Here is a 23,184-nt window from a genome sequence, read left to right as displayed (position 1 = left end):
AGAGAGCGCAATCGCTCAAGACGCCAACACGAGGGTGGAAACGATGGCCTCTGCAGAAGACAGACGGCCCGGATTGGATCCGGGTCAGGCGAAGCACGCGCGTCGCGCCGTGATCGCCGCCACGATCGGCACGATGATCGAGTGGTACGACTTCTACCTCTACGGTCTCGTCGCCGCGCTCGTCTTCGGGAAGCTCTACTTCCCGTCGCATGACCCGTTCGCGGCGACGCTCCTCTCCTTCTCGACCTTCTTTCTCGGCTTCGTGGCCCGTCCCTTCGGGGCGGCGATCTTCGGACATTTCGGCGACCGGATCGGCCGCAAGGCCACGCTCGTGGTCACGCTGATGCTGATGGGGGTGAGCACCGTCCTCATCGGCCTGATCCCGACCTACGACTCGATCGGCATCTGGGGGGCCGTCGCCCTGACCACCCTGCGGATCCTGCAGGGCGTCGGGGTCGGCGGTGAGTGGGGCGGGGCCATCGCGGTCGCGACCGAGTGGGGTCAGTTCAACAAGCGGCGCGGCCTGGCCGGGAGCTGGCCGCAATTCGGCTCGCCGCTGGGCATGCTGCTGGCCGTCCTCGTCCTCACCGTCGTCACCCATGCCGGCTCGCCCGAGTGGTTCGAGACGATCGGCTGGCGCATCCCCTTCCTGCTGAGCGCCGTCCTGATCGCCGTCGGCCTCTACATCCGCCTGGGCGTGCTGGAGACCCCGGTCTTCGAGGAGATGAAGGCCAAGAAGCAGGTCGCCAAGGCACCGGTCCTCGACGCCGTGCGGCTGTACTGGAAGGACATCCTGCTCACCTGCCTGATCCGCACCGGACAGCAGGCGCCGTTCGTCCTCTTCACCACCTACCTGCTTTCCTACGGCACCGGCGTGCTGAAGCTCGAACGGTCGTTCCTGTTCAACTGCGTGCTGGCGGCCGCCGCAACCTCGCTGATCACGACGCCGCTGTTCGGCTACCTGTCGGACCGCGTCGGCCGGAAGCGGATGTACCTGATCGGCGCCTTCACGATGCTGGTCTTCGCCTTCCCCTATTACTGGTTGATCAACAGTGCGATCCCGGCCGTGATCGCCCTGACGGTGGTCGCCTCTCTCGTCGTCCACGACATGCAGTACGGGCCGCAGGCCGCCTTCATCGCCGAGAGCTTCCCGCCGAACGTGCGCTACAGCGGTGCCTCGATCGGCTACCAGCTCGCCTCCCTCACCTCGGGCGGCCCGGCGCCGATCATCGCGACGTGGCTGATGCACACCTACGGCACCTCAACGGCGATCAGCTGCTACCTCGCGATCATCGCGGCGATCAGCCTGATCTCGGCGGCGCTCCTCAAGGACCGCTCGCAGGAGGACTACATCTCGGTCGCGCCGCGCGCGCCCGATCCGGACGCTGGCCAACCCCTCGTCGCGTCCAGCGCCAAGCCCACGCTCTCCTGACAACCGCCTGACCCGTGAAGGTGACGAGCATGCTCACCCAGAACCCCCTCACGCCGCACGCCCACGACGCGCCGGCCTCGCCCCTGGAACGCCTCGCACCGAACAAGCTCATCCTCGGGCTGTTCCTGCCGATGCAGGAGGGCGCCTGGAGCCCGTCGCGGGCCCCGCGCTCGACCTCCTGGACCTTCGACTACCTTGCCCAGTGTACGCGGCAGGCCGAGGATCTCGGCTTCGACCTCGCCTTCGGCCTCGCCCAATGGATGGGCAAGGGCGGCTACGGCGGCGAGATGCATTTCCGCGAGCACGAGCTCGATCCGATCATCGTCAACACCGCGCTGGCGGCGATGACGAAGCGGATCGTCCTCATCAACACGGTGCACATCCTCTACGCGTGGCACCCCCTGCATCTCGCCAAGTTCGGGGCCGCCCTCGATCACATCAGCGGCGGCCGCTGGGGCGTGAACGTCGTCACGGGCTACAAGCCGAGCGAGTACCGGATGTTCGGCCTCGACATGATCGAGCACGACCTGCGCTACGACATGGCCGACGAGTTCACGACGCTCTTGGAGCGCCTCTGGGCCGAGGACGAGAACCTGACCTTCGCGGGGCGCTGGTGGAAGACCGAGAACGCCTTCCTGGCGCCGCGTCCGGGGGCCCGCCGGCCCTTCCTGGTCAACGCGGCCTCGTCCGGCGCCGGGCTGGCCTACGCGGCCAAGCACTCGGACCTGATCTTCATCACGAGTCCCGGCGGCGCCGAGCCCGCCAAGGCCTACGAGACCCTGCCGCCGGTCAACGCCCGGATCAAGGACCTCGCCGCCTCCTTGGGTCGGCAGGTCAAGACGATCATCAACCCCCACGTGATCTGCCGCCCCACCGAGAAGGAGGCGCAGGAGGCCTACCGCCGCATCCTGGAGCACGAGGATCCCGTCGCGGCCGACAACTTCGTCCAGACCTTCGTGGGCGGGGACACCAAGTCCTGGCGCGGTCACAGCCGCGCCCAGTGGGTGATCGGCGGAAACGTCCACCTTGTCGGCACGCCCGAGCAGATCGTCGAAGGCTTCGTGAAGCTGCAGGCGGCCGGCTGCGACGGCGTCCAGGTCAACTTCTTCGACTACCTGCCGGACCTCGCCTATTTCGGCGAGGCGGTCATCCCGATGATGAAGCAGGCGGGTCTGCGGACATGAACAGCGGCGGTCGGTGCCGGTGAGCGGCGCCGCTGCGCCTGTCCCGGCCGCGGGGGAGGCAGGAGGCCGGCTGCCGTTCCCGGCCCTTGCCGCCGGCTTCCTCGCGCTCGCCGTCGCGATCGGCATCGGTCGCTTCGTCTACACGCCGATCCTGCCCGCCATGGCGGACGGGCTCGGCCTCACCCGGGCAGAAACGGGCCTGATCGGCTCCGCCAACTTCGCCGGCTACCTCGCCGGCGCCCTGGCCTCGGCGCACCCGCTTCTGCTCCGGGCACGCAGGCTCTGGCTCGCCAGCGCCCTGGGGACCTGCGTCGCCACGCTCGTCGCCATGAGCGCGTGTTCGACGCTCGCCGCCTTCGTCGCCCTGCGCTTCGTCGGCGGCGCGGCGAGCGCCCTCGGCTTCGTCCTCGCCACGGCTTTGGTCATGGACCGGCTGACGCGGACCGGGCGCTCCGATCTGGCCGCGCTCCATTACGCCGGTGTCGGGAGCGGGATCGCGCTGTCCGCGGCGGTCGTGTCCATCGCGCAGGAGGCCGGATGCGGGTGGCGTGCCCTCTGGATAATCAGCGGCGTGCTGGCCCTGGGGCTCGCGGGACCGATCCTCTGGCTGCTCCAGGGATCCGCCCCGGCCGCCTCCCGGGCGCAGGCGGGGACCGCGACCTTTGCGTCGATCGCCCGGCTCGTGATCGCCTACGGTCTGTTCGGCTTCGGTTACGTGATCACCGCCACCTTCCTGGTCGCGATTGTCCGGACGTTGCCGCAACTCGCGACGGCCGAAGCCTATGTCTGGCTGTGCGTCGGTCTCGCCGCGGCGCCGTCCGTCGCGATCTGGGGCTGGGTCGAGCAGCGCTTGGGCTTTCGGATCAGCTTCGCCCTCGCGTGCCTCGTCGAGGCGTCGGGGGTGATGGCCAGCGTCCTGGCGGCTCATAAGCCGGTCATCCTCTACGCAGCCGTCGCCCTAGGCGGGACGTTCGTGGCCCTGACGTCGCTCGGCATCGACGGGGCGCGGCGGCTGCATGCCGGAAATCGTCAGCGGATCGTCGCGGTGATGATGGCGGCATTCGGGACCGGGCAGGTCATCGGTCCCGTGGCGGCGGGCGTCTTAGCCGATGCGACCGGAAGCTTCACCGTGCCGTCCCTCGCCGCGGCGGCCGCGCTCCTGATCGCCGCGGCCCTGGTCCTGTCGTTGCCGGGCGCCGACGCGGCGGCCTGAAGGCCGGCGGTGCCCACCCGGCGGCGGAGGCGGTCTCCCGCGGGGTTCTGAGAGAGCCGTCGCTCGTCCGGGGCGTCGTGATGCCCAGGAGAGGGGACCGTCACCTGCGTGCGCGGATCAAGGAACGGCCAGCAGGCTGCGCAGCGCCTTGCGATCGGTCTTCCCGACGCCGTTGACCGGCAGCACATCGAGCTTGTGGATCTGCGCCGGCACATAGATCCGCGCGAGGGAACCGCGCACAAAATCCTTGAGGCCTGGCTCGTCAAGGCCCTGGCCCTCCCGCAGCACCACGAAGGCCACCGGCACCTCGCCAAGATCCGCGTCGGGAGCGCCGACCACGCAGCAATCGCGGATGGCGGGATGGGCGGCGAGCTGTCGCTCGATCAGCGCGGGCGAGATGTTCTCGCCACCGCGAATGATCACGTCCTTGATGCGCCCGGTGATGGACAGGAAGCCGTCGGAATCGAAGCGGCCGAGATCGCCCGTGCGCAGCCAGCCATCCACGATCGGCTGGTCCGTGCTGCCGAGATAGCCGGCCATCAGGGCGGGGCCGGAGATGCGGATCTCCCCCTCCCGACCGATCTCGACCGGGCGATCCGTGACGGGATCGAACAGGCCGACATTCTGCCCCTCCAGCACGGTTCCGATCGTGCCGATGCGGCGCCGGCCTGGCGGATTCATGGTCGAGGTGCAGGTTGCCTCCGACAGGCCGTAGGAGACGAGGAGCGGCACGCCGAAGGCGTCCTCGATCTGCCGGTGCAGGGTCGGCGTGATCGGCGCCGAGCCGCAGCGCAGGAAGCGCAGGCCCGGGAAGCGCTCGCCCTGGCGCAGCAGGGGCAGCATCCGCGCGTAGATCGTCGGCACCCCGGTCATGTAGGTGATGCCGCCGGTGCGCAGATGGTCGAGGGCGGCCTCGGCCTGGAAGCGCTCCATCAGCACGATCTCGGCCCCGGCCAGCAGAGGTACGATCAGCTGATTGTTGACGCCGTTCGTGTGGTGGAGCGGCATGACGTGGAGAAGCCGGTCTTCGAGCCCCGTGCCGGTATGGCGGAGCACGCCTGTGGCGTTGCAGATGAGCCCTTCGTGGCGCAGCAGCACGCCCTTCGGCCGGCCGGTGCTCCCCGAGGTGAAGAGCAGCATGGCTTCGTCCCGCGGGCCGATCTCGGCCGCGAAGGCCGCCCCGCGGCTGAAACCGTCAAGCGCCCGGACGTCCAGGCCGGCCAGGGCATGCCCGGTCACCTGCGCCGCGTAGGCCTCGGCGACGATGAGGTGCCGCATGCCGACAAGAGCCGCCTGCTCGGCCACAACCTCCGGCGCGAGCCCGGGCTCGAAGAAGCAGACGCAGGCGCCGGCCTGCAGGGCCCCGAAATAGGTCGCGATGGCCGCCGCGCTCTTGGGTGCGATCAGCCCGACCCGGTCGCCTTTCTCGACGCCCCAGTCCCGGACCGCCCCCGCGGCGGCGTCGATGCGTGCCCCGAGATCGGCGTAGGTGATGGGGTCCGGGGCCGCGAGGGCCGTGCGGCCCGCCTCGGCGTGATGCGCGATGGCCGCGCGCAGCCGCGCGCTGAGCGAGTCCGGCATGGCGGCGATCTCCTCTTCCCTTGGTCTGTCCCGCGCTTCAGCGCAGGCGGATGCCCGCATCGACCGCGAAACGGCCCGCCGGGTCGAGGGAAGCCAGCGCCGCCCGCTCCTCCGGGGTCGGCGGCGGCGTCGGCCCGGCATCCTCCGCCGAGAAGGCGAAGCCGGTACGGTCGCGGACCTCGTCGAGGCTCGCCTCCGGATGCCAGGAGGCCAGCGCGAGCCGGCCCTCGCGCTTCGTGAAGACGGCGATCGGCGTGACAACGCCGTGCATGCCGCCGGCCGCGGTGACGAAGTCGAGGGTCTCCACCAGGGTGCGCCGGGAATGCTCCGTGCGCCATGTGACCGCCCGGCGGGCGGTGGGCAGCATCACGGCCCCCCCACCGCCGCCCGGCAACCGCACCCGCGGGGCGTGCCAGTCGCCGATGCAGGAGACGTTCGTGCGGCCAAGGCCATCGACCTGGGCGGCGCCCAGGAAGCACAGGTCCATCAGGCCGCGGGTGCAGAGATCGTAGAAATCCTCGTTGGCGAAGATCGCCCGCGAGCCCTCGGCGAGCACGGGGTCGGAGGAGGAGATCGGCACCTCCGACGGGTTCGGATCGACCCCACCGGCGACGTTGATGTAGGTGAACGCGAAGGGATAGGCCTGCTTGGCCAGGAGACAGGCCAGCATCGGCAGGGCCGAGTTCACGCCGCTGAAGGTGATCTCGTTCGGCCGCACGAACCGGGCGAGGTTCGTGACGATGTAGGAGAAGCCCGACCAAGTCGCGGTCACGTTGGACGCCGCCTCAGACATGGGCGACCTCCCGCGCTTCGGGACCGGCGGCGAGGTGGTCGGCGAGCACGCCCGGGGCGTCGGTCATGTAGGCCTCCACGGCCGGGTAATCGATCGCGTAATCCGGCCAGAGCGAACCGGGCCACGCCCCGTTCGGCACGATGCTCACCGCCTCGACGAGGAAGTGGGGCACCAGCGTCAGTTCGGGCTGGTCGCGGAAGGAGGCGTCCGGCGCGATCCGCTCAGCCACCACGAGCACGCGCTTGGCCGAGCGGCTCATGATCCGGTCCCAGTGGGAGGTCCCGAAGACGCGCACGTCTCCCGACTCGCTGACCTCGTTGGCCTGGATCACCGCGAAGTCCGGCTGGATCCGCGGGATGGCGTAGACCGCCTCGCCGCTGCCGTAGGGATCCTCGATCGTCTTCCAGCCGTTCAAGGCGGCCAAGTCCGAGCCGTGGATGCCGCCGCAGGGCATGAACGGCACGCCGAAGGCCGCCGCCCGCAGGCCCGCGGTCAGGCTGGCGCAGGCATGCTCCTCCAGGCGGACGGCGCCGGATTCGATTGCGCGGCGGTACCAGGGGGCAAGGCCGAAATTGCCCTCCATGGCGACGATGCCGGCCCTGGCCCGGGACAGGGCGCCGGCGCGGCACAGGATGTCGATGTCGTAGCCCGGCGATTGCTTGACGACTTCGAGGTCGCGACGTCCCTGACGGATCAATTCGCGCACGAACGCGAAGGGGCCGCGATGCAGGAAACTGCCGCCCAGCGCGAGGGAGCTTCCGTCCGGCACCCGGGCGGCGAGATCCGCGAGGGGGATGATCTTCTGAGGTCCGGCGCTCACGGGGCGTCCTCCGATCGGAAACGTGTCAGGCCGCGCGGTAGGCGCGGATGCGATCCTTGAGACCCGGGCGCGCGGCCGAGGCGACGAGATCGGCGAGGTCGTCCGCGCGGGTGTCGCGGGCGGCAGCGCGGTTGAGGGCAGCGCCGGCCCAGGGGGACAGCCGCGTCGCCGCCTCCGACGCGGCCGCGACGGTGTCGGACCAGGACTCGGTCGCCGCGATGGCGGTGAGAAAACCGTCGGTCAGGGCCTCCGGGGCATCGAACACCCGGCCCTCCTGCAGGACGAGCCGGGCCTTGGAGCCCCCGACGCGATCAGCGTAGCGCCGCGTGCCGAGAACCAGCCCGAAAGACAGACCCGGCATGCGGAAGGTGGCGGCCGGATCGCCGACCCGCCGGCCGCAGGCGCAGACCACATCGACCCCGGCGCCGAAATTCCGCCCGTGCGCCAGCGCCAGGGTGTCGAAGGGCGCGTGGGCGAGCGCCTGGAGAAGCTGCTCGATCCGCACGAAGCGGAGCAGCAGGTCGCCCTCCGACTGATCCTCGTAGCCGCCGAAATCGAACCCGGCGCTGAAGTTCCGGCCCGCTCCCTTGAGCACGAGGAGCCGGGTCCCGTCGCCGGCCGCCTCTCCCACGGCGTCAAGGAGCGCATCGACCAGGGCGGCCGACAGGGCGTTCATCTTGTCGGGGCGGTTGAGTGTCAGGGTCAGCGTCTCGCCGCTGCGCGCCTTCAGGAGTTCGTCCATAACGCTGCCCTCAAGCCGTGCGGGCGCGGGCCGGAGCGCCGTCGCCGAACAGCTCGGCGTTGTGCTGGCCGAGCGCCGGCGGCTCCCGGTAGATCGGGAAGCCCTCGCCGGAGAATTTCAGCGGCGACACGAAGGTGCGCGTCTCGGACCCGGACGGCAGGGTGAGTGGCTGGACCCAGCCCATGTGCTCGACCTGCGGATCGGCGAGCGCGTCGGCGTAGCCGTTGATCGGCGCGCAGGGCACGCCCGCGGCGCGGAACCGGGCGAGCAGGTCGGCGCAGGTGCGGTCGGCGAAGTCGCGCTCTAGGATCCCGAGGAGGTCCTTCTGGTTCTGCGCCCGCAGGGCGGTGGTGGCGAAGCGCGGGTCCTCGGCGAGATCGCTCCGCCCGATCGCCGCGCAGGCGGCGCGGTAGAGGGCGTTGTTGCCCGCCGCCATGGCGAAGTAGCCGTCTTTGGCGCGGAAGGCCTGATAGGGCGCGTTGCGCGGGTGGGCCGAGCCCAGCCGCTTCGGGTCGCGGCCGCTGCCGAAATACTCGCTGGTCTGGAGGGCTGCCATCGCCAGGGAGGCCCCGAACATCGAGGCGTCGATGTGCACGCCGGTGCCGCCCGCCCGCACCTGGAGCAGCGCCGCCGCGATGGCGTAGGCCGCGTAGAGCCCGGTGCCGAAATCCGAGATCGGCACGCCGCACTTCACGGGCGGCGCACCGGGCTCGCCCGTGACGCTCATCACGCCGCTCATCGCCTGGAGCGTCAGGTCGAACCCGGCCTCGGACGAGCGCGGCCCCTCCTGGCCGAAAGCCGAGATCGAGCAGTAGACAAGGCTCGGGCGCCCGGCGCTGACGCTGGTGTAATCGAGGCCGAGCCGCTTCATCACGCCGGGGCGGTTATTCTCCAGCACCACGTCGGCGGAGGAAATGAGCTCAAGGGCCCGCGCCTTGTCGGCCGGATCCTTGAGGTCCAGCGTCACGGAGCGCTTGTTGCGGTTCAGCGAGGCGAAGTTCTCGCTGAAGCCCTCGTTGAGGGGTGGCCAAGCCCGCATCGTGTCGCCGCCGTCCGGGTTCTCGACCTTGACGACGTCGGCCCCCATGTCGGCGAGCAGCATGGCGCAGAACGGCCCGGCCGCAACACTGCAGAACTCGATCACGCGGATACCGGACAGCGGTCGCACGGGCCTACTCCTCGATCAGACAACCGTCGCCGACGCAGGCTCGGGCGCGAGGCCTCGGGCGTGGCGTGGCGCCGGATGGGATGAGACGGTGATGGGGTTGTAGCCGAGGGCACGCGACAGGCTGCGCGCCGCGTCGACAACGACGTCGCTGAAGCGGCGCAGAGCCGTCGGGTTCAGGCGGTCGGCCGGACCGGAGATGCCGATCGCAGCCACGGGACGGCCCATGGCATCGTGAACGATGGCGGCGAGCCCGCAGACGCCTTCGCGCCACTCCCCGCGATTGACCGCAAAGCCCTGGATCCGGACCTGCTCCAGCTCCCGCCGCAGCAGGTCCAGCGTCGGGATCGTGCGCGGCGTGTGAAGCGGGAGCGTCTCCGGCAGATGGGCCAGCGCCTCTTCCTGGTAAGCCAGCAGCGCCTTGCCGGAGGCCACGCAGTAGGCCGGGGCGCGGCCACCGATCGACGAGTAGGCGCGGACCGGCTGCGGGCTCTCGATCTTGTGCAGGTAGATGACGTCAGCCCTGTCGAGCAGCGACAGGTGGATCGTCTCCTGCGTCTGCTCGGCCAGGACCCGCATGAAGGGCTCCGCGACCTGCCGGACGTCGATCCGCGCCACCACCGGGCTGGCGAGTTCGAACAGCTTCAGGGTGCAGGCGTAGGTGCCGCCCGGGTTGGCGTGCACGTAGCCGGCGGCCACCAGGGTCTGCAGCGTGCGATGCACATTGCTCTTCGTCAGGTTCAGGGCGCGCGCCAGTTCGCTGACGCCACGGGGCGCATCGCTTCCGGCGAGGTGCTCCAGAAGCGTCAGTCCTTTGAGGAGTGTGCTGTCCATCGTTCTAATATCCGATACAGCGTTCTGCTAAACGCTATCGCCTCGCATCCGGACCCGTCAAGGGCGTGCTTCCGGATTGCTGCGGAATGTAAGTGCTTGCCCCAGACCAGTCGGTTCGATGATCGCGCGAGCAACAGATTCGACATTGACGGCGCCCAACGACCTTCATAGCCTAATAAATCATGAGACGGCGTTCTAAATAATAGAACAACCTGCGTCGCTTCTCGAACCAGCGGTAGACTTCTGCGGAAGTGACCGCTCCGCTGACGGGAGAGAAACCATGGACGCCTCGGCCCAACGCCCACCTTCCAAGAAGGATGTCTTCCGCGTCGTCAGCGGCAACTTCCTCGAGATGTACGATTTCATGGTCTACGGCTTCTATGCGGCTGCCGTGGCGAAAGCGGTCTTTCCCAACGACAACGAGTACGTCTCGTTGATGCTGTCGCTGGCCACCTTCGGGATCGGTTTCCTGATGCGCCCGCTCGGCGCCATCGTGCTGGGCGCCTATATCGACCGGCACGGCCGACGGGCCGGCTTGGTCATGAGCCTCGCCATCATGTCGATCGGCGTCGCCCTGATCGCCTTCACGCCGACCTACGCCTCGATCGGCATCGCCGCGCCCATTCTCGTCCTGATCGGCCGCCTGCTGCAGGGGTTCTCCGCTGGCGCGGAATCGGGCGGCGTGTCGGTCTACCTGTCCGAGATCGCCACGCCGGGCAACCGTGGCTTCTACGTGAGCTGGCAATCGGCCAGCCAGCAGGTCGCCGTGGTCTTCGCCGCCATCATCGGCGTGTCCCTGCGCGGTTTCCTCTCCGAGGAGCAGATGCTCGCCTGGGGCTGGCGCATCCCGTTCCTGATCGGCTGCCTGATCATTCCGGTCCTGTTCTGGATCCGGCGCTCGATGCAGGAGAGCGCCGATTTCGCGCAGCGGGCCAAGCATCGCCGCGCGACACTCGGCGAGATCTACCGGTCTCTCCTCCAGAACTGGGCCATCGTTCTCAGGGCCGTGCTGCTCGTCACGCTGACGAGCGTCTTCTTCTACATGATCACGGCGTATACACCGACCTATGCGCGTCAGGTGCTCGGCCTGAGCGCCCATGACAGCTTCGTCGTCACCGTCTGCGTCGGCATCGCGAATTTCATCTGGGTTCCCGTCATGGGGGCGGTGTCGGACCGCGTGGGACGCTTGCCGGTGCTGCTGACCTTCTCGGTGCTGATCGGCCTCACGGCCTACCCGGTTATGGCGTGGCTCGTGTCGGACCCGTCCTTCGGCCGGCTTCTGGCCGCCCTGATGTGGATGTCCTTCCTATACGGTGGCTATCAGGGCGTGATGGTCGTCACGTTGACCGAGATCATGCCGGCCGAGGTGCGCGCCACCGGCTTCTCGCTGGCCTACAGTCTCGCGCAGGCGATCTTCGGCGGATTCACACCGGCGGTCTGCACCTATCTGATCCACGAAACGGGGAACCGTGCCATGCCGGGCCTCTGGCTCGCCTGCGCGGCGCTGTTCTCGATCGTGGGTACACTGACGCTCTATCGCAACGCCGACATCGCGCGACGCGGGACGGCGGCCGTCACGCCGGCCTGAGCGCGGATCGCAACGGTGCGCCTCCGGGAGGGATGCGAACCGTGATGGGCAGGCGAAGTCGTTTGACGACGTCGGCTCTCGGCGCGGGCGGCCGGGTCGTCGCGCCGCTTCGCAGCGGGGCGGCCGACTCCGCGTCGCCGACCTTCGGCACCGGGCAGCGTCCGCGGGTGGCGTATCCGGGCAAGCGCCCGCTCCGGCAGATGCCCCCGCGCCTGCCGCAACGGGTGACGCCGTTCGCCGGATCCGACGCGGGCGCGACGGGCTGCGCCCGATGGATCGGCATGCCGCTCAAGCAGGTGGTCGACCAGGCGATGATCGAGGGGCGGCAGGCCAAGGCCAGCGCCGCATGTCTCGGCGCAACCATTAGAGAGCCGGACAAGGAGGTGATGCCATGACCGCCAGGATGGCCACCCGGGTCGCACCAGACAGTGTGCCCGCGGTCCGAGCCGGCAGATCCTTTCGGGCCGGTGCAGCCGGCCGGCTGATGCCGGGGCTTTTCCTGTGCCTCATCCTGACCGTCATGGCGCAGGCGCTGCAGGCCGGCGAGGAGCATCTGACCGGCCACCCCTATGTCGAGGCCCTGGTGCTCGCCATCCTGCTCGGGACGGCCCTGCGCACCGCCTGGGTGCCGGGAGCGCGCTTCAAGGCCGGAATCGCCTTCTCGGCCAAGCAGGTGCTGGAGGTGGCCGTCGTCCTACTCGGAGCCTCGGTGAGTCTCGGGGCCATCGTTGCGTCGGGCCCGGCGCTTTTGGCCGGCATCGTCGGCGCAGTGGCGCTCACCATCCTGGCGAGTTGCGCCATCTGCCGCGCTCTGGGCCTACCGGTGCGCATGGCGCTGCTGATCGCCTGCGGCAACGCCATCTGCGGGAACTCGGCCATCGCCGCGGTGGCGCCCGTCATCGGCGCCGACAGCCGGGACGTGGCAGCCGCCATCGCGTTCACGGCAGTGCTGGGCGTCCTGATGGTGCTCGGCTTGCCGCTGTTCGTACCGCTCGCCGGATTCGGTGAACATCAGTACGGCGTGCTGGCGGGGCTTACGGTCTACGCAGTCCCACAGGTGCTGGCCGCGACCGTGCCGGTGGGCACGCTCGCGACGCAGGTGGGCACGTTGGTCAAGCTGGTGCGGGTGCTGATGCTCGGACCCGTCGTGGTGGTCCTGTCGCTGATCGCGCCGCGCCTGCCCGCGGACGGGGCAAGGGCCGGTGCTCCAGGCCGGCTCGGCTTCTTCAAGCTGGTGCCCTGGTTCATCCTGGGCTTCCTGGCGCTCGCCACGCTGCGCGCGCTCGGCTTCATTCCGGAGGACTGGCTGCAGCCGCTCTCGCGGATCGCCGGTTTCCTCACGATCGTCTCGATGGCCGCCTTGGGCCTGGGCGTCGATGTGCGCATCCTGGCCCAGGTCGGCGGCCGGGTGACGCTCGGGGTTACCGCCTCGCTCCTCGTGCTCCTGGCCATCGCCGTCCTGCTCATCCGCGGCCTCGGGGTCGGCTGATCCGGCCGGCAACCGAAGGCGATGAATTTCACGCGCGATTTCTGCGACGGATCTGCTCGCAACACAGTCCTCGCCACGACTTTGTAAGATCTGCGTCCAGAGCGCCGACATCTTCGGCTACGCGGCCGATATCGGCGCGTAGCGGCCGGCCGGATCTGGCCGAGTGCCACCGATCCGCGTCAGATGAGGCCCCCCGGACAGGCGGATACGGGGCATGTGAGCCGCCGCGTTCATGCAGCCCGCGGCCGCTTCGCACCTGGGCGAGCGATGCAAGTCCATACGCGCAGAGTCTGACTGCGGAATTCCAGGCTCTTAAGTTGTGCCCGGATTCGGCGCACGGAATTCCAGCGGAAAGTTGTTCAGGATCCGCCAGAGCTCGTAGCCGATCGACACCGTCTCCATCTGGATAAAGCCGCGCACTTTCGCACCCAGCGGAATGAACTCAGCGTCGGGCCATGCGGGCTTGCCGGGATCCTGCTCGACCAGCACGCGGAACCGGCCAGTTTGTTGCGCAGAGGGATCGACCGCACGCACGCGCCCGTCAAACATGCCATGGGCCACGGAGGGCCAGCCGCTGAACTGAACGGCTGGCCAGCCTTCGAAGGCCAGGCGCACGGGCTGGCCGGGCCTGATCAAGGCGACATCGCGTCCGTCGACCATCAGCTCCACCACGCGGGCCGGTGCGTGCGGCGCCAGATTGGCCAGGGTGTCCCCTGCGTTCACCAAGGTGCCGCCGGTGGCCGCGTTGATGTGGAGGATCCGGCCGTCCCGCGGCGCGCGAACCAGCTGCGCCGATTGGCGGTTCACGGTCACTTCGAGCCGGCTCAGTTTGGCCTTGGCCTCGGCCAGGCGCGCGCGCCGCTCAGCGACCAGGATCTGTGCCGTCTCGAAGTTGCGCCGCGTCACGAAGCCCTTCTCGGCGGCCTCACGGGTCTGGCTGACCTGACTTTCCGCAACCTTCACCGCCTGCTCGGCTGCCGCGATCTCGGCCTCGATCTGCTCGCGCTCGGCGGCGAGCCGCTGCAGCAGGAATGGATCGTTGTCGACGAGGCGCGCGATCGGATCTCCGGCGCGGACCCGCTGGCCATCCTCCACGTACCAGTGCTCGACTCGGCCCTGGACCAGGGCGGTGATGGCCTGCACGCGGTCGGCTGGATTCGGGGCCATGACGCGGCCCGTGCCGGCCGAGGTCTGTACCCAGGGGACGTACAGGAGGATCAGGACCGCAAGAAGGGTCCCGATCCCGAGCATCCAGCCGACCGCGACAGCTGCGCGAGGCGCCTGGATCGATGTCAGAGTCGGGAAGTGATGCAGGTGTTCAGGCCGCGACAGCATGAGACTTCTCCCGTAGCGTCACTTGATCGGTGCGGCCGTCGTGATCGGCGGTGCGCTTCTGCTCAGGCAGGCCGAGCCGGAGGTGGCGATCGTGGATCGGCTGGGCCGGGCGCTGCGTGACATGCAGCACCGTCGTACCCGCCTCCCGGAACCGCGCGAACGCCGCTGCGATCCGATCCGGGGGCAGCAGATCGTAGAGCGTCGACAGGAGGACGAGCTTCGGCGGATGCGAAAGGGCGGCGGCGAGCTTGAGAGCCATGGACTCGACCGTCGTGAGCGGCCAGCCGGACGACGAGAGCAGCGTATCGAGCCCCTGGGGCAGGTGCAGGACGCGCTCGGACAATCCGACGCGCTCAAGGCTATCGTGGATCGTCGCGGCGTTCCGGCCTGGGTCCATAGACAGGTAGGTGCGGATCGTCATCTCGGGGAGCGTCGGCCGATCCAGGACGAGGAGCCCGGAACGCAGGCTGTCCGGGTCGAACGCAGCGATATCGGCCCCGCCGATCATCACCGATCCCCGCCGCGGACGGAGCTCCTGCCTGAGCAGCGCCGCGATCGTCCGCTCGACAGTTTCGTCGGCCGTCACGGACAGGATTTCACCGCTCTGGATCGCAACGTCGAACCGGTAGCCTTCGGCCTCGACCTCACGCAGGCGCAGGGATCCATCGACCGGGACCGCACTGGATCGTCCCGCCCGGTCCTCCTGCTCGATCCCGTCGAACTGCGCCAGTTCGTGGAGTGACGCGACCAGCCCGTAGAAGGTTTCCACGTGGGAGCCCAGTTGCGAGAGACCATAGAACGCCCCGGACAGGACGAGTTCCGCGGCCACGAGCTGTCCGAGCGACAGCTGGCCCTGCAGGATCAGCCATCCGCCCAACGCAAGCAGTCCGGCGCTGGCGACAGCGTAGATCAGGAGAAATCCGATGGTCTGCGCGAAGGTGTGTCGGAAATGGCGGCGATGCGCCCGCACATAGGCCGCGGTCATCGTCTCGGAACGCCCCATGGCAAAGTCGAGGCGGCGGTCGTCCTTGTAGAAGCCGTTCGAGCGGCCGACGCTCTCGAGCCAGGACGCCGTCTCGTGCTTCGCGTGGCTCAGGGCCGCGGCCGAGCGGAGCGCCGGTCCCACCCAGAGGAGCCAGATCCCGAGCAGCAGAGAGGCGACCACGAGATTGAAGGCGAGAAAGAAGGGGTGATAGAAGCTCGTCAGAACAAGACCAATCCCGGATTGCAGAATGATTGCAAATCCGCCGATCAGGAGATGCGGGACCGCCTTCTGAACTGTCACGAGATCGAAAAAGCGGTTGAACAGAGCGCTGCGCCGAGCGTCGTCGAACTGCGGATCCCTGGCGTAAACGGCGCGCACAGTGATATCCGCGACGATCCTGGCGAAGACGCGCCGTTCGAATAGGGCCATCACGTAGATGCGGGCCGCACTCAGGGCGGCGACGACCAGCAGCAATCCGAGCAAGAGACCCGACAGGACGAACAAGGGCGCCGGCAGCCCCGTGTTCGCCACGGAGTTGATCAGGAGCTGGACCGAAACGGGTGCCGCGAGACCCAGGAGCGCGATGGCACCTCCGTAGACGATCGCCAGCCAGACAAAACGCGCCTCCGGGTTCAAGAGGCGCGCGATGAGCCTGCAGGCTTCCACGACAGTCAAAGGGGTGTGTCTGATCGCATCCATCGATCGAGGACTTTCCAGAACAGGTTTGATTTGTGCGTTCTGCATCACGATTTCGATCGGATGCAGTGCGTTGCTCGCCAGTCATTGGTCAATTGCTGTCTCCCGGCGTCCGGATCGCGCCGCGGATCGGCACCCGCGAGGTACCTTTCCGGGTCGGGGCGCGATCGCGCTGCGGTCTCGCAGAGGACGCGGCGGACGATTTGCGGGAGGACTCCCGGAGGAGACCGCCGGGGCACGCCCTGTGAGGCGAGGATCGGGAGAGCGGTCCGCCATGACACGATGGCGTGGCGGACCGATACGTTGCCGGCCCTCACGTGAGACACGGCCGGCTGTCGGGCCGAGGACGCTGGCCCCGTTCAGCAGCGGTAGCCGCCCGCCGTCTGTCCGTATTGCTGCACCGGAAAGTGCTGCTGATCAGCATTGCCTTCCTGCGCCGAGCTTCTCCGGCAGCCACCAGTGGAGAACCGCGGGGCGTCCGACATGTCGATCACGCCGGTCGACAGTCCGTCCCAGGTCGTCTGGGGCAGGGGCCGCATTTGAGATCCGACGCGGTAGTCGGCGACAGCCGCAGAGATCGGCGCGATCGCGCAGAGGGCCGTCACGAGCGCCACACGGGCCGTCTTCAGCGAAGTCTTCATGGTTCGTCTCCACTCAAGATCACGGTCATATCGACCTGTTCGCGGCTGAGGCGCACCGGCCCGCCAATGCGTGACCGACATTCTCGCCTCATCCACGCAAATGATCTGGAAACGACCGGGCCGCAGAACAACGCTACGGAGCCAATGATGATCATTGTGAAAATAAATGGACACAGGATTGGGCATGTCAGGGATAATTTTTAATCCTGCGACACCTCGTGCAAGCTTATGGTCATGTGCGTTTCATCACGCAGCGGCGTCGATTCTGACATTGAGGCGGCAGGAATGCGGCGCGGGTGCTTGCAGGGCGCCCGGAGAGATTTGATGTCGGGACGATGCCGGGTCCGCCCCTTCCGTTCGACCTCGATTTGTTGCGCACCTTCGTCGCGATCGTCGACAACGGCAGTTTCACGCGTGCCGCTCAACGCCTGAGCCTGACGCAATCGACCGTGTCGCTGCAGATCAAGCGCCTGGAAGACGGGCTCGCGCGCCGCTTGTTCGACCGGGACGGCCGGGACTTGCAGCTGACGCCCGAGGGCGAGATCCTGCTCACCTATGCGCGGCAGATCTTGCAGCTGGGAGCCGAGGCGCTCTCGCGCCTGCGCGAGACGGATGTATCGGGCGTCGTCAGGCTTGGAACGCCCGAGGATTTTGCGACGACGCACCTGTCGGAGGTTCTGGCTTGTTTCGCGAGGACCCATCCGCAGGTCGCGCTTCAGGTGCAGTGCGACTTCACCGTCAACCTCCTCGCTGATTTCGCGAAGGGTCGCTACGACCTGATCTTGTTCAAGCGCGAACCGCAGGGGCCGAGCGGCGGCACCAAGGTCTGGCGGGAGGTGCTCGACTGGGTCGCGTCGCCGCGCCTCGTCACGGAAACCGAGGGCCCGATCCCCCTCATCCTCGCACCGGCCCCCGATGTCTATCGCAAGCGTGCGCTGTCAGCCCTCGACGCGGCCGGACGCGACTGGCGCATCGTCTACACCAGCCCAAGTTTGGCCGGGCTTCAGGCCGCCGTCCAAGCCGGGCTCGGCGTAACGGTTCTGCCGACGGAAATGATACCGGCGGACATGGTCTCGGTGTCTGCCCGGCTTCAGCTTCCGAAACTGCCCGATACGGAGATCGTCCTTTACCGGGCTCCCGGACATGTCACGCCGGCTGCCGAGCTGCTGTCGTCGACGATCATCGCCGCTTTGGAGCAACGCGTCGTGGTGTCCAAGGCCGTCGCCGTGTGACGGCCTTGGAACCGGACCCTGACGCCCGCAAGAGCGTCAGTCGGCTCCCTCATCGGGGATGTTCAGGAGGTTGCCGCAGGCCTTGCAGTGCACCGCGTCCGGCTCATGGCGTTGCAGCCCGCAGGCGTCGCAGGGGAAGCGCACCTTGTACGGCCGGAACACCACCTGCGCGAGGCGGAAGAACAGCGTCACGCCGCAGATCATCACGAAGACCGAGAGCAGCCGGCCTGTCGGTCCCGGCAGTGTGATGTCGCCGTAGCCCGTGGTCGTCAGCGACGTGACCGTGAAGTACAGAGCGTCGATGGGCGTCTGAATGGCCAGATTGGTGTTGTGCTGCGTGGCGTAGACGATGCCCGTCATCGTGAACACGAACACCACCAAGTTGGTCGCGGCCAGGATCGCATCTTCGTTCCGGCGAAACAGTTCGCTGTCCTGCCGCAGCCGCTCCAGCAGATGATAGGTGCGCAGCAGACGGAGCGTGCGCAGGATCCGCAGGAAGCCGACGCCCTCGACGAGCACCGGGGCCAGGAACGAGGCGACGGCCACGAGGTCCGTCCAGGTGCTGAGATGCCGGAATTCGCGGAGCGGGGTGCGGCTGATGCCGAGGCGGGCGGCGAAGTCGAGTAGGACGAACACGCCCAGCGCCACATCGCAGGCGATGATCCAGGGTATCAGCGGCAGGAACGAGGTGACGATGACGAAGGCGATCGTCGCCACGTCGAACACGAGCAGGACGTAGCGGAAGCGGTGCGCGCGCCGCGTGTCCCCCTCGTACAGTTCACGCAGCGTCGCGGTCAGTGTCGTCATCGGTCGTCGGGCTTCGGGGCCAGAGCTCAAGAATCCTGCATCCCCGCGTACCCGACCGCGGCTCCCTCTGCACCGCCGCCCAGCCAGGAGAGCAGCAGCAGGATCATCGCCCCGAGGAGCATGACCCCAGTGAGCGCCAGCACGAAATCGGACAGCCGGCCCTCGATGGTGCCGGGACGACGCTTTGGAAGGTGACGGCGCATGGTGCTCCACCAGGTTTCGCGGGAGATCGACGGATCGAGGCTGTCGCGCCCCGTCGCCGCGCGGCAGCGGCTTCGGCTCAGCGGTGAGACGGACGGGCCGGGGCAAGCCGCAGAACCAGAGCCCCGGCGGCCATGCAGGCGAGCGACCCGAGCAGCACGCCGATCTTGGTCTCGGCTTCCAGATCCGGCTGCGTCGCAAAGGCCAGCAGGCCGATAAACAGGCTCATCGTGAAGCCGACCCCGCAGAGCACGGCGACGCCATAGACCTGAGCCCAGCTCGCACCGCGCGGGCGCTGCGCCCAGCCGAGCTTTACGGTCGCGAGCACGAAGCCGAAGACGCCGACTTGCTTGCCGAAGAACAGGCCCAGCGCCACGCCCAGCGTCACCGGGTCGAGCAGCATCGCCGGCCTGACCCCGGCGAAGGACACGCCGGCGTTGGCGAAGCCGAACACCGGCAGGATCAGGAATGCCGACCACGGGCTGACGGCATGTTCGAGGATGTGCAGCGGCGAGGTCGGGTCGTCCGGCCTGCCGACGCTCAGCCGGAGCGGCACCGTGAGGGCCAGCAGGACGCCCGCGACGGTCGCATGCACGCCCGACAGGAGCGTGAACACCCACAGCACCGCGCCGAGGGCAAGGTAGGGCCACAGGCGGCTGACGCCGGCCTTGTTCAGCCCGTACAGCGCGGCGAGCGTCGCGGCCGCACCGCCGAGCATCGGCAATGACAGGTCGGCGGTGTAGAACACGGCGATGACGATCACCGCGCCGAGGTCGTCGAGGATGGCGAGCGCGGTGAGGAACACCTTGAGCGAAACCGGCACGCGCGAGCCCAGCAGCGCCAGCACGCCGAGGGCGAAAGCGATGTCGGTGGCCGCCGGGATCGCCCAACCGCGCAGGGTCTCGGGCGTGCGCCAATTGACGGCGGCGTAGACGAGCGCCGGGAGGATCATGCCGCCGAGTGCGGCCACACCCGGCAGGATGCGGTCCGGCCACGTACGCAGCCGCCCGTCCAGCAGCTCGCGTTTGATCTCAAGGCCGACGAGCAGGAAGAACACGGCCATCAGGCCGTCGTTGATCCAGTGCAGGACCGAGAGTGGGCCGAGATGGGCCTTGAGCCCCGCGAAATAGACGTCGGCCAGCGGCGAGTTGGCGACGACCAAGGCCAGCGCAGCGCTCGCCATGAGCACGAGGCCGCCACCCGCTCCGCTCGTGAGCAGGCCGCGCAGGGACGACCGGGGACGATAGGTAAGTGTCGGCACGCGCACAGGCCTTCCGCCGCTGGCGGCCCGACCAACGCTGAAGCCTGCCGATCCGACCTTCGGATCATGCACCCGGGTCGGGATATCTCACCGATGAGCGTTGCCGGCAACCACCCTCCGTGTCGCTGCGCAAGGGGCCGGTGGAGCACGGTTCACCAGCGCGCGATGGCGAGCTGGCTCATCGCATCTGAACGCCCCCCGAAGCCGCCGGTTGGTCGGGCACCCGGTTCGATCGGCTGCGAGGGCCGAGCCCGTGGTCGCCTCAGGGTGGATCTTCGGACCCTCAGAATGGTCGAGATGGGTGCTCACGCCACGCGAAGCTGCCGCAGCGCTGCGATCCCTTCGCGCGCGACCGCCTCGACGGTGGTGGCCGTGGCCAGTCGGCGTTCGGCGTGACGGGCGCGAACGCCACCGGTCCGGTGGCTGCACTGCGTCTGTGCACCGGGCAGAAGGCGGAGCCCGACACCTCTGGAGGCTTCGCGCTTCGCCGCGTCCTGGGCCGCACAGGTATTCATGGCCGCGGGGCACGGATCGACGATCCCAGGCCACAGCCGGTTCCACGGAGGAGGCGGACCTAACGCCGAACGGCGCAGGCCTTAACACTTACGCAAGCGATCCGATGCAACTACTGAGTGGTATCGACTCCGAGACAACACAACTATAAGTGAGTCGGAGGCGACGACGGCGTCGCTGGTTAACGAGGCCTGAGAATCATGAAGAAACTCGACCTGAAGACCTTGAAGACTGTGTCCGGCGGTCATGGCTCCCAGCAGGGCCTGGCTGTCGGCTTGAATCTTGGCGGCCTCAGCGTCGGCGTTGGACTTGGGCTCGGATCGTCCTCCGGCAAGTCTCGCTGACCCAAGCGACCGGCGCGCGGGGCTCCGTCCCGCGCGCCGGCGCACAGGCAGCCTAACATCGATCGTTCCGCGGCGGCTCCCGCGCCGGTCAGTCAGCGACTTCCAGGGGCGTCGGGCAATGGAGCCGATCTCGGGTGTCTCCAGGAAGGCGGCGCTCATCGCCGGACTGCCGCTCCCCCTGCGCCGCCTGGCTTTGCGAACCGTGTTCCGCGTGTACGCAGCGGTCGGCCGCAGCCCGCGTTCCGGCCTCGCGGACCGGTTCGAGCGCGTGCTCCGTCTGCCGCGGCGGGAGGCTCGGCGCCTCGACTGCGAGGCGGCCTTCCATGATGCGCTGGCCGAGCTGGAATGGCTCGCGCTCTTGACCCGCAGCCGGGCCGCGATCCAGCGGGACCTCGCCCATGTGGTGACCCAGTCGCCCGAGGTCCTGAGGCGGATCGCCGCGAGCGGTGAGCCGGTCATTCTCGCGCCCCTGCACATGGGTCCCTACGTGATCGGGCTCCTCAGCATCCTGGTCACCTTCTTCCCCGGCCGCTCCGTGCTGATCCTGAGACGCCGGGACGACAGGCCGCTGGAGACCCGGGTGATGGAACGCATCACCGAGTTCGGGATGCCGGTGCGCTTCCTCACCGTCACGGATCGGGCCGGCTATCTCCCCGCCATTCGCTATGCCCGACGGGGCGCGGTCATCGTCGTGTTCGCCGATCTACCGCCGCGCTACGGCAAGCCGGCCCCGATGCCGATCTTCGGCCTGCCGACCGCGTTCGCCTTCGGCATCGACAGCTTGGCGCACCTGACCGGCGCGACGGTGGTGCCCTTGGCGATCGGCGCCGAGGCGGGCGGTGCGGTTGTGGTGCCGCGCTATCCCTTTGCCGTGCAGGCAAACGATGCGCTCGAACGCGGGCGCGTCGCGGACCTGATGCGCCGGCATATCGAGACGACGATCCGGGAACGTCCCGCACAATGGCACTTCTGGCCGTCGCTCCAGGAGTACCTGGCGGCCGAGGATCCCCTGATGCCCATCGAGAGGGCCGCGTGAGCGACACCCTCGCCGCGCCCGGACGGACGCAACTCGGCTTTCTGCAGCGCCGGACGGGTGCCCTCCACCTCCATCGTGATCGTGGCGCCTCGGCCATGGCGTGGTTCTTCGGCCTGATGATCGTGCTGGTGATCAGCGCCCTCTTCTTCGGCCGTTTCGCGCGAACCGAGTCCGTGCGGGGCTATGTCTCGGCGGTCTCCGGGATGTCGCGTCTGGATGCCCGCGCACCCGGCATCGTCGCGACGATCGACGTGCGCCAGGGCGAGACGGTGCGGCGCGGCCAGCGGCTGATGCAGGTGAAGCTGCGCGAGCCGACGGTGGGCGGCGTCTCCACGGTCGCGGCGGATCTGACGAGCCTGACCGAGCGCCGGGCCGTCCTGGAGCGTGAACGCGACCGCCTGACGACCTTCCTCGCGCGGGCCGACCGGGAGACAGCGGAGATCGACGCCAATGTCGAGGCCGTGAGCGCGGCCTTCGCGCAACAGGAGACGATTCTGCGCATGGGCCTCCGGGAGCAGGGGGCAATCGTAGCGCGCGTCCAGACCTATCTCGACCAAGGTTACGCCACCCGAGACGCGCTCAATCTGCAACGCCGGACACTCCTCGATTACGGACGGCAGATGGCCGAGTTGCAGGCCCGGCGCGCCGAGCTGCGGCAACAGGCGGACGAACGCAAACGCACCCACCGCTTCGGCTTGGCCGAGAAGAATGGACAGCTCGCCGCCGTGCGCAACGAGCTGAGCGGAATCGTGGCTCGGATCGCCGGGCAGGCGGCGCAATCCCAACTCGACATCGTCGCCCCGGTCGATGGGCAGGTTGCCGGCCTGTTCGTGGAGACGGGCGCGTCCGTGGCGGCCGATCAGGTTCTTGCCGTCGTCGGCGACATCCGCGCCGACCCGGTGATCGTGCTCGGCGTGCCCGCGCGAGCGGTCGGCCTCGCCAAGGTCGGACAGAGGGTGGTGCTCAAATACGATGCCTTCCCGTTCAAGACCTTCGGCATCGGCCACGGGACCATCACGTCGATCTCGGAATCGCCCCTGCGTCCGGCTGCCGACCTGCCGCCTGCCCAGGACGCGCGGGAATCGAACCGGCAATCCACCTACCGGATCGAGGTCCTCCCGGAATCCCGCACCATCCGCGCCTACGGCATCGACGAGCCGATCCGGATCGGTTCGACCCTGAGCGCCGACATCGTCGTGGAGCGGCGGCGGCTGATCGACTGGGTGCTCGATCCGATCCGGGCCATGCGCGGCAGGGGCTGACATCATGACGGGTTGGCTGAGCCGTATCCT

22 protein-coding genes are annotated in these 23,184 nt (G+C 68.6%); 10 read left to right on the top strand and 12 right to left on the bottom strand.

Annotated features, from left to right (window positions below):
• Positions 1 to 43 precede the first annotated feature (43 nt).
• From PQI07_RS01520 to PQI07_RS01510, 3 genes are read left to right on the top strand one after another with little or no spacing between them, the layout of a single operon-like run.
• Positions 44 to 1,432 carry an MFS transporter gene (locus PQI07_RS01520; protein WP_274925924.1) on the top strand — a complete coding sequence of 463 codons (1,389 nt, stop codon included), beginning with the start codon at positions 44 to 46 and terminating at the stop codon, positions 1,430 to 1,432.
• Positions 1,433 to 1,461: 29 nt separating this feature from the next.
• Positions 1,462 to 2,616 carry an LLM class flavin-dependent oxidoreductase gene (locus tag PQI07_RS01515; protein WP_179697987.1) on the top strand — a complete coding sequence of 385 codons (1,155 nt, stop codon included), beginning with the start codon at positions 1,462 to 1,464 and terminating at the stop codon, positions 2,614 to 2,616.
• Positions 2,617 to 2,635: 19 nt separating this feature from the next.
• The gene (locus PQI07_RS01510) at positions 2,636 to 3,829 is read left to right on the top strand and encodes a YbfB/YjiJ family MFS transporter (RefSeq protein WP_274925923.1); all 1,194 of its coding nucleotides are present in this window, start codon (positions 2,636 to 2,638) and stop codon (positions 3,827 to 3,829) included.
• A 117-nt stretch (positions 3,830 to 3,946) separates the two neighbouring features.
• Here the strand turns inward: PQI07_RS01510 and PQI07_RS01505 are convergent, their stop codons facing one another.
• The 6 genes from PQI07_RS01505 to PQI07_RS01480 are packed head-to-tail and all read right to left on the bottom strand — an operon-like array spanning position 3,947 to position 9,764.
• A complete protein-coding gene (locus PQI07_RS01505) occupies positions 3,947 to 5,410 on the bottom strand; it encodes a class I adenylate-forming enzyme family protein (protein ID WP_274925922.1) in 1,464 nt (487 codons plus the stop codon).
• A gap of 37 nt (positions 5,411 to 5,447) precedes the next feature.
• Positions 5,448 to 6,203, bottom strand: a complete 756-nt coding sequence (locus tag PQI07_RS01500; RefSeq protein ID WP_274925921.1) for a CoA-transferase subunit beta — start codon at positions 6,201 to 6,203, stop codon at positions 5,448 to 5,450.
• Positions 6,196 to 7,023 (bottom strand): CoA transferase subunit A, encoded by an 828-nt coding sequence (locus tag PQI07_RS01495; RefSeq protein WP_043386239.1) that lies wholly within the window; start codon positions 7,021 to 7,023, stop codon positions 6,196 to 6,198. The genes PQI07_RS01500 and PQI07_RS01495 overlap by 8 nt, the downstream gene beginning before the upstream one ends.
• 25 nt (positions 7,024 to 7,048) lie before the next feature.
• Positions 7,049 to 7,765 carry an enoyl-CoA hydratase/isomerase family protein gene (locus tag PQI07_RS01490; protein WP_182592569.1) on the bottom strand — a complete coding sequence of 239 codons (717 nt, stop codon included), beginning with the start codon at positions 7,763 to 7,765 and terminating at the stop codon, positions 7,049 to 7,051.
• A gap of 10 nt (positions 7,766 to 7,775) precedes the next feature.
• Entirely contained in the window at positions 7,776 to 8,933 is a 1,158-nt protein-coding gene (locus PQI07_RS01485) for a CaiB/BaiF CoA transferase family protein (protein WP_043346580.1), read from the bottom strand.
• 15 nt (positions 8,934 to 8,948) lie between these two features.
• Positions 8,949 to 9,764, bottom strand: a complete 816-nt coding sequence (locus tag PQI07_RS01480; protein WP_043386232.1) for an IclR family transcriptional regulator — start codon at positions 9,762 to 9,764, stop codon at positions 8,949 to 8,951.
• A gap of 280 nt (positions 9,765 to 10,044) precedes the next feature.
• On the opposite strand from PQI07_RS01480, the gene PQI07_RS01475 reads away from it, so the two are divergent.
• From PQI07_RS01475 to PQI07_RS01465, 3 genes are all read left to right on the top strand, one after another.
• The gene (locus PQI07_RS01475; protein WP_043346575.1) at positions 10,045 to 11,352 is read left to right on the top strand and encodes an MFS transporter; all 1,308 of its coding nucleotides are present in this window, start codon (positions 10,045 to 10,047) and stop codon (positions 11,350 to 11,352) included.
• A gap of 62 nt (positions 11,353 to 11,414) precedes the next feature.
• Positions 11,415 to 11,747 (top strand): hypothetical protein, encoded by a 333-nt coding sequence (locus PQI07_RS01470; protein WP_274925920.1) that lies wholly within the window; start codon positions 11,415 to 11,417, stop codon positions 11,745 to 11,747.
• Entirely contained in the window at positions 11,744 to 12,841 is a 1,098-nt protein-coding gene (locus PQI07_RS01465) for a YeiH family protein (protein WP_052083522.1), read from the top strand. The genes PQI07_RS01470 and PQI07_RS01465 overlap by 4 nt, the downstream gene beginning before the upstream one ends.
• A 312-nt stretch (positions 12,842 to 13,153) precedes the next feature.
• Here PQI07_RS01465 and PQI07_RS01460 read toward each other — a convergent pair whose 3' ends face one another.
• The 3 genes from PQI07_RS01460 to PQI07_RS01450 all read right to left on the bottom strand — a co-directional run bounded on the left by PQI07_RS01460 (position 13,154) and on the right by PQI07_RS01450 (position 16,498).
• Positions 13,154 to 14,176, bottom strand: coding sequence for an efflux RND transporter periplasmic adaptor subunit (locus PQI07_RS01460; protein WP_274925919.1), 1,023 nt, complete (start codon positions 14,174 to 14,176; stop codon positions 13,154 to 13,156).
• Entirely contained in the window at positions 14,160 to 15,860 is a 1,701-nt protein-coding gene (locus PQI07_RS01455; RefSeq protein ID WP_274925918.1) for an ATP-binding cassette domain-containing protein, read from the bottom strand. Before PQI07_RS01455 ends, PQI07_RS01460 begins: the two co-directional genes overlap by 17 nt.
• Before the next feature lie 356 nt (positions 15,861 to 16,216).
• Positions 16,217 to 16,498, bottom strand: a complete 282-nt coding sequence (locus PQI07_RS01450) for a hypothetical protein (RefSeq protein WP_274925917.1) — start codon at positions 16,496 to 16,498, stop codon at positions 16,217 to 16,219.
• Between the two features lie 335 nt (positions 16,499 to 16,833).
• Between PQI07_RS01450 and PQI07_RS01445 the strand changes: the two genes are divergently transcribed.
• Positions 16,834 to 17,730 (top strand): LysR substrate-binding domain-containing protein, encoded by an 897-nt coding sequence (locus tag PQI07_RS01445; protein ID WP_043386218.1) that lies wholly within the window; start codon positions 16,834 to 16,836, stop codon positions 17,728 to 17,730.
• A 36-nt stretch (positions 17,731 to 17,766) separates the two neighbouring features.
• On the opposite strand, the gene PQI07_RS01440 is transcribed toward PQI07_RS01445, so the two are convergent.
• The 3 genes from PQI07_RS01440 to nhaA form a co-directional block, all read right to left on the bottom strand.
• On the bottom strand, positions 17,767 to 18,537 hold the full coding sequence (locus PQI07_RS01440) for a potassium channel family protein (protein WP_274925916.1): 771 nt from the start codon (positions 18,535 to 18,537) through the stop codon (positions 17,767 to 17,769).
• 26 nt (positions 18,538 to 18,563) lie between these two features.
• Positions 18,564 to 18,740, bottom strand: a complete 177-nt coding sequence (locus PQI07_RS01435) for a hypothetical protein (protein WP_164706322.1) — start codon at positions 18,738 to 18,740, stop codon at positions 18,564 to 18,566.
• Between the two features lie 77 nt (positions 18,741 to 18,817).
• On the bottom strand, positions 18,818 to 19,999 hold the full coding sequence (nhaA, locus tag PQI07_RS01430; RefSeq protein WP_274925915.1) for a Na+/H+ antiporter NhaA: 1,182 nt from the start codon (positions 19,997 to 19,999) through the stop codon (positions 18,818 to 18,820).
• Between the two features lie 713 nt (positions 20,000 to 20,712).
• Between nhaA and PQI07_RS01425 the strand changes: the two genes are divergently transcribed.
• From PQI07_RS01425 to PQI07_RS01415, 3 genes are all read left to right on the top strand, one after another.
• The gene (locus PQI07_RS01425) at positions 20,713 to 20,856 is read left to right on the top strand and encodes a hypothetical protein (RefSeq protein ID WP_158498431.1); all 144 of its coding nucleotides are present in this window, start codon (positions 20,713 to 20,715) and stop codon (positions 20,854 to 20,856) included.
• A gap of 118 nt (positions 20,857 to 20,974) precedes the next feature.
• A complete protein-coding gene (locus PQI07_RS01420) occupies positions 20,975 to 21,892 on the top strand; it encodes an LpxL/LpxP family acyltransferase (protein WP_274925914.1) in 918 nt (305 codons plus the stop codon).
• Positions 21,889 to 23,154: an HlyD family secretion protein gene (locus PQI07_RS01415; RefSeq protein WP_075381659.1), complete on the top strand. Its 1,266-nt coding sequence runs from the start codon at positions 21,889 to 21,891 to the stop codon at positions 23,152 to 23,154. The genes PQI07_RS01420 and PQI07_RS01415 overlap by 4 nt, the downstream gene beginning before the upstream one ends.
• Positions 23,155 to 23,184: the final 30 nt, after the last annotated feature.

It is taken from the genome of Methylobacterium sp. 092160098-2 (assembly GCF_028920805.1).
GTDB lineage: Bacteria > Pseudomonadota > Alphaproteobacteria > Rhizobiales > Beijerinckiaceae > Methylobacterium > Methylobacterium fujisawaense.
This window is presented reverse-complemented; position numbering and strand designations above follow the sequence as displayed.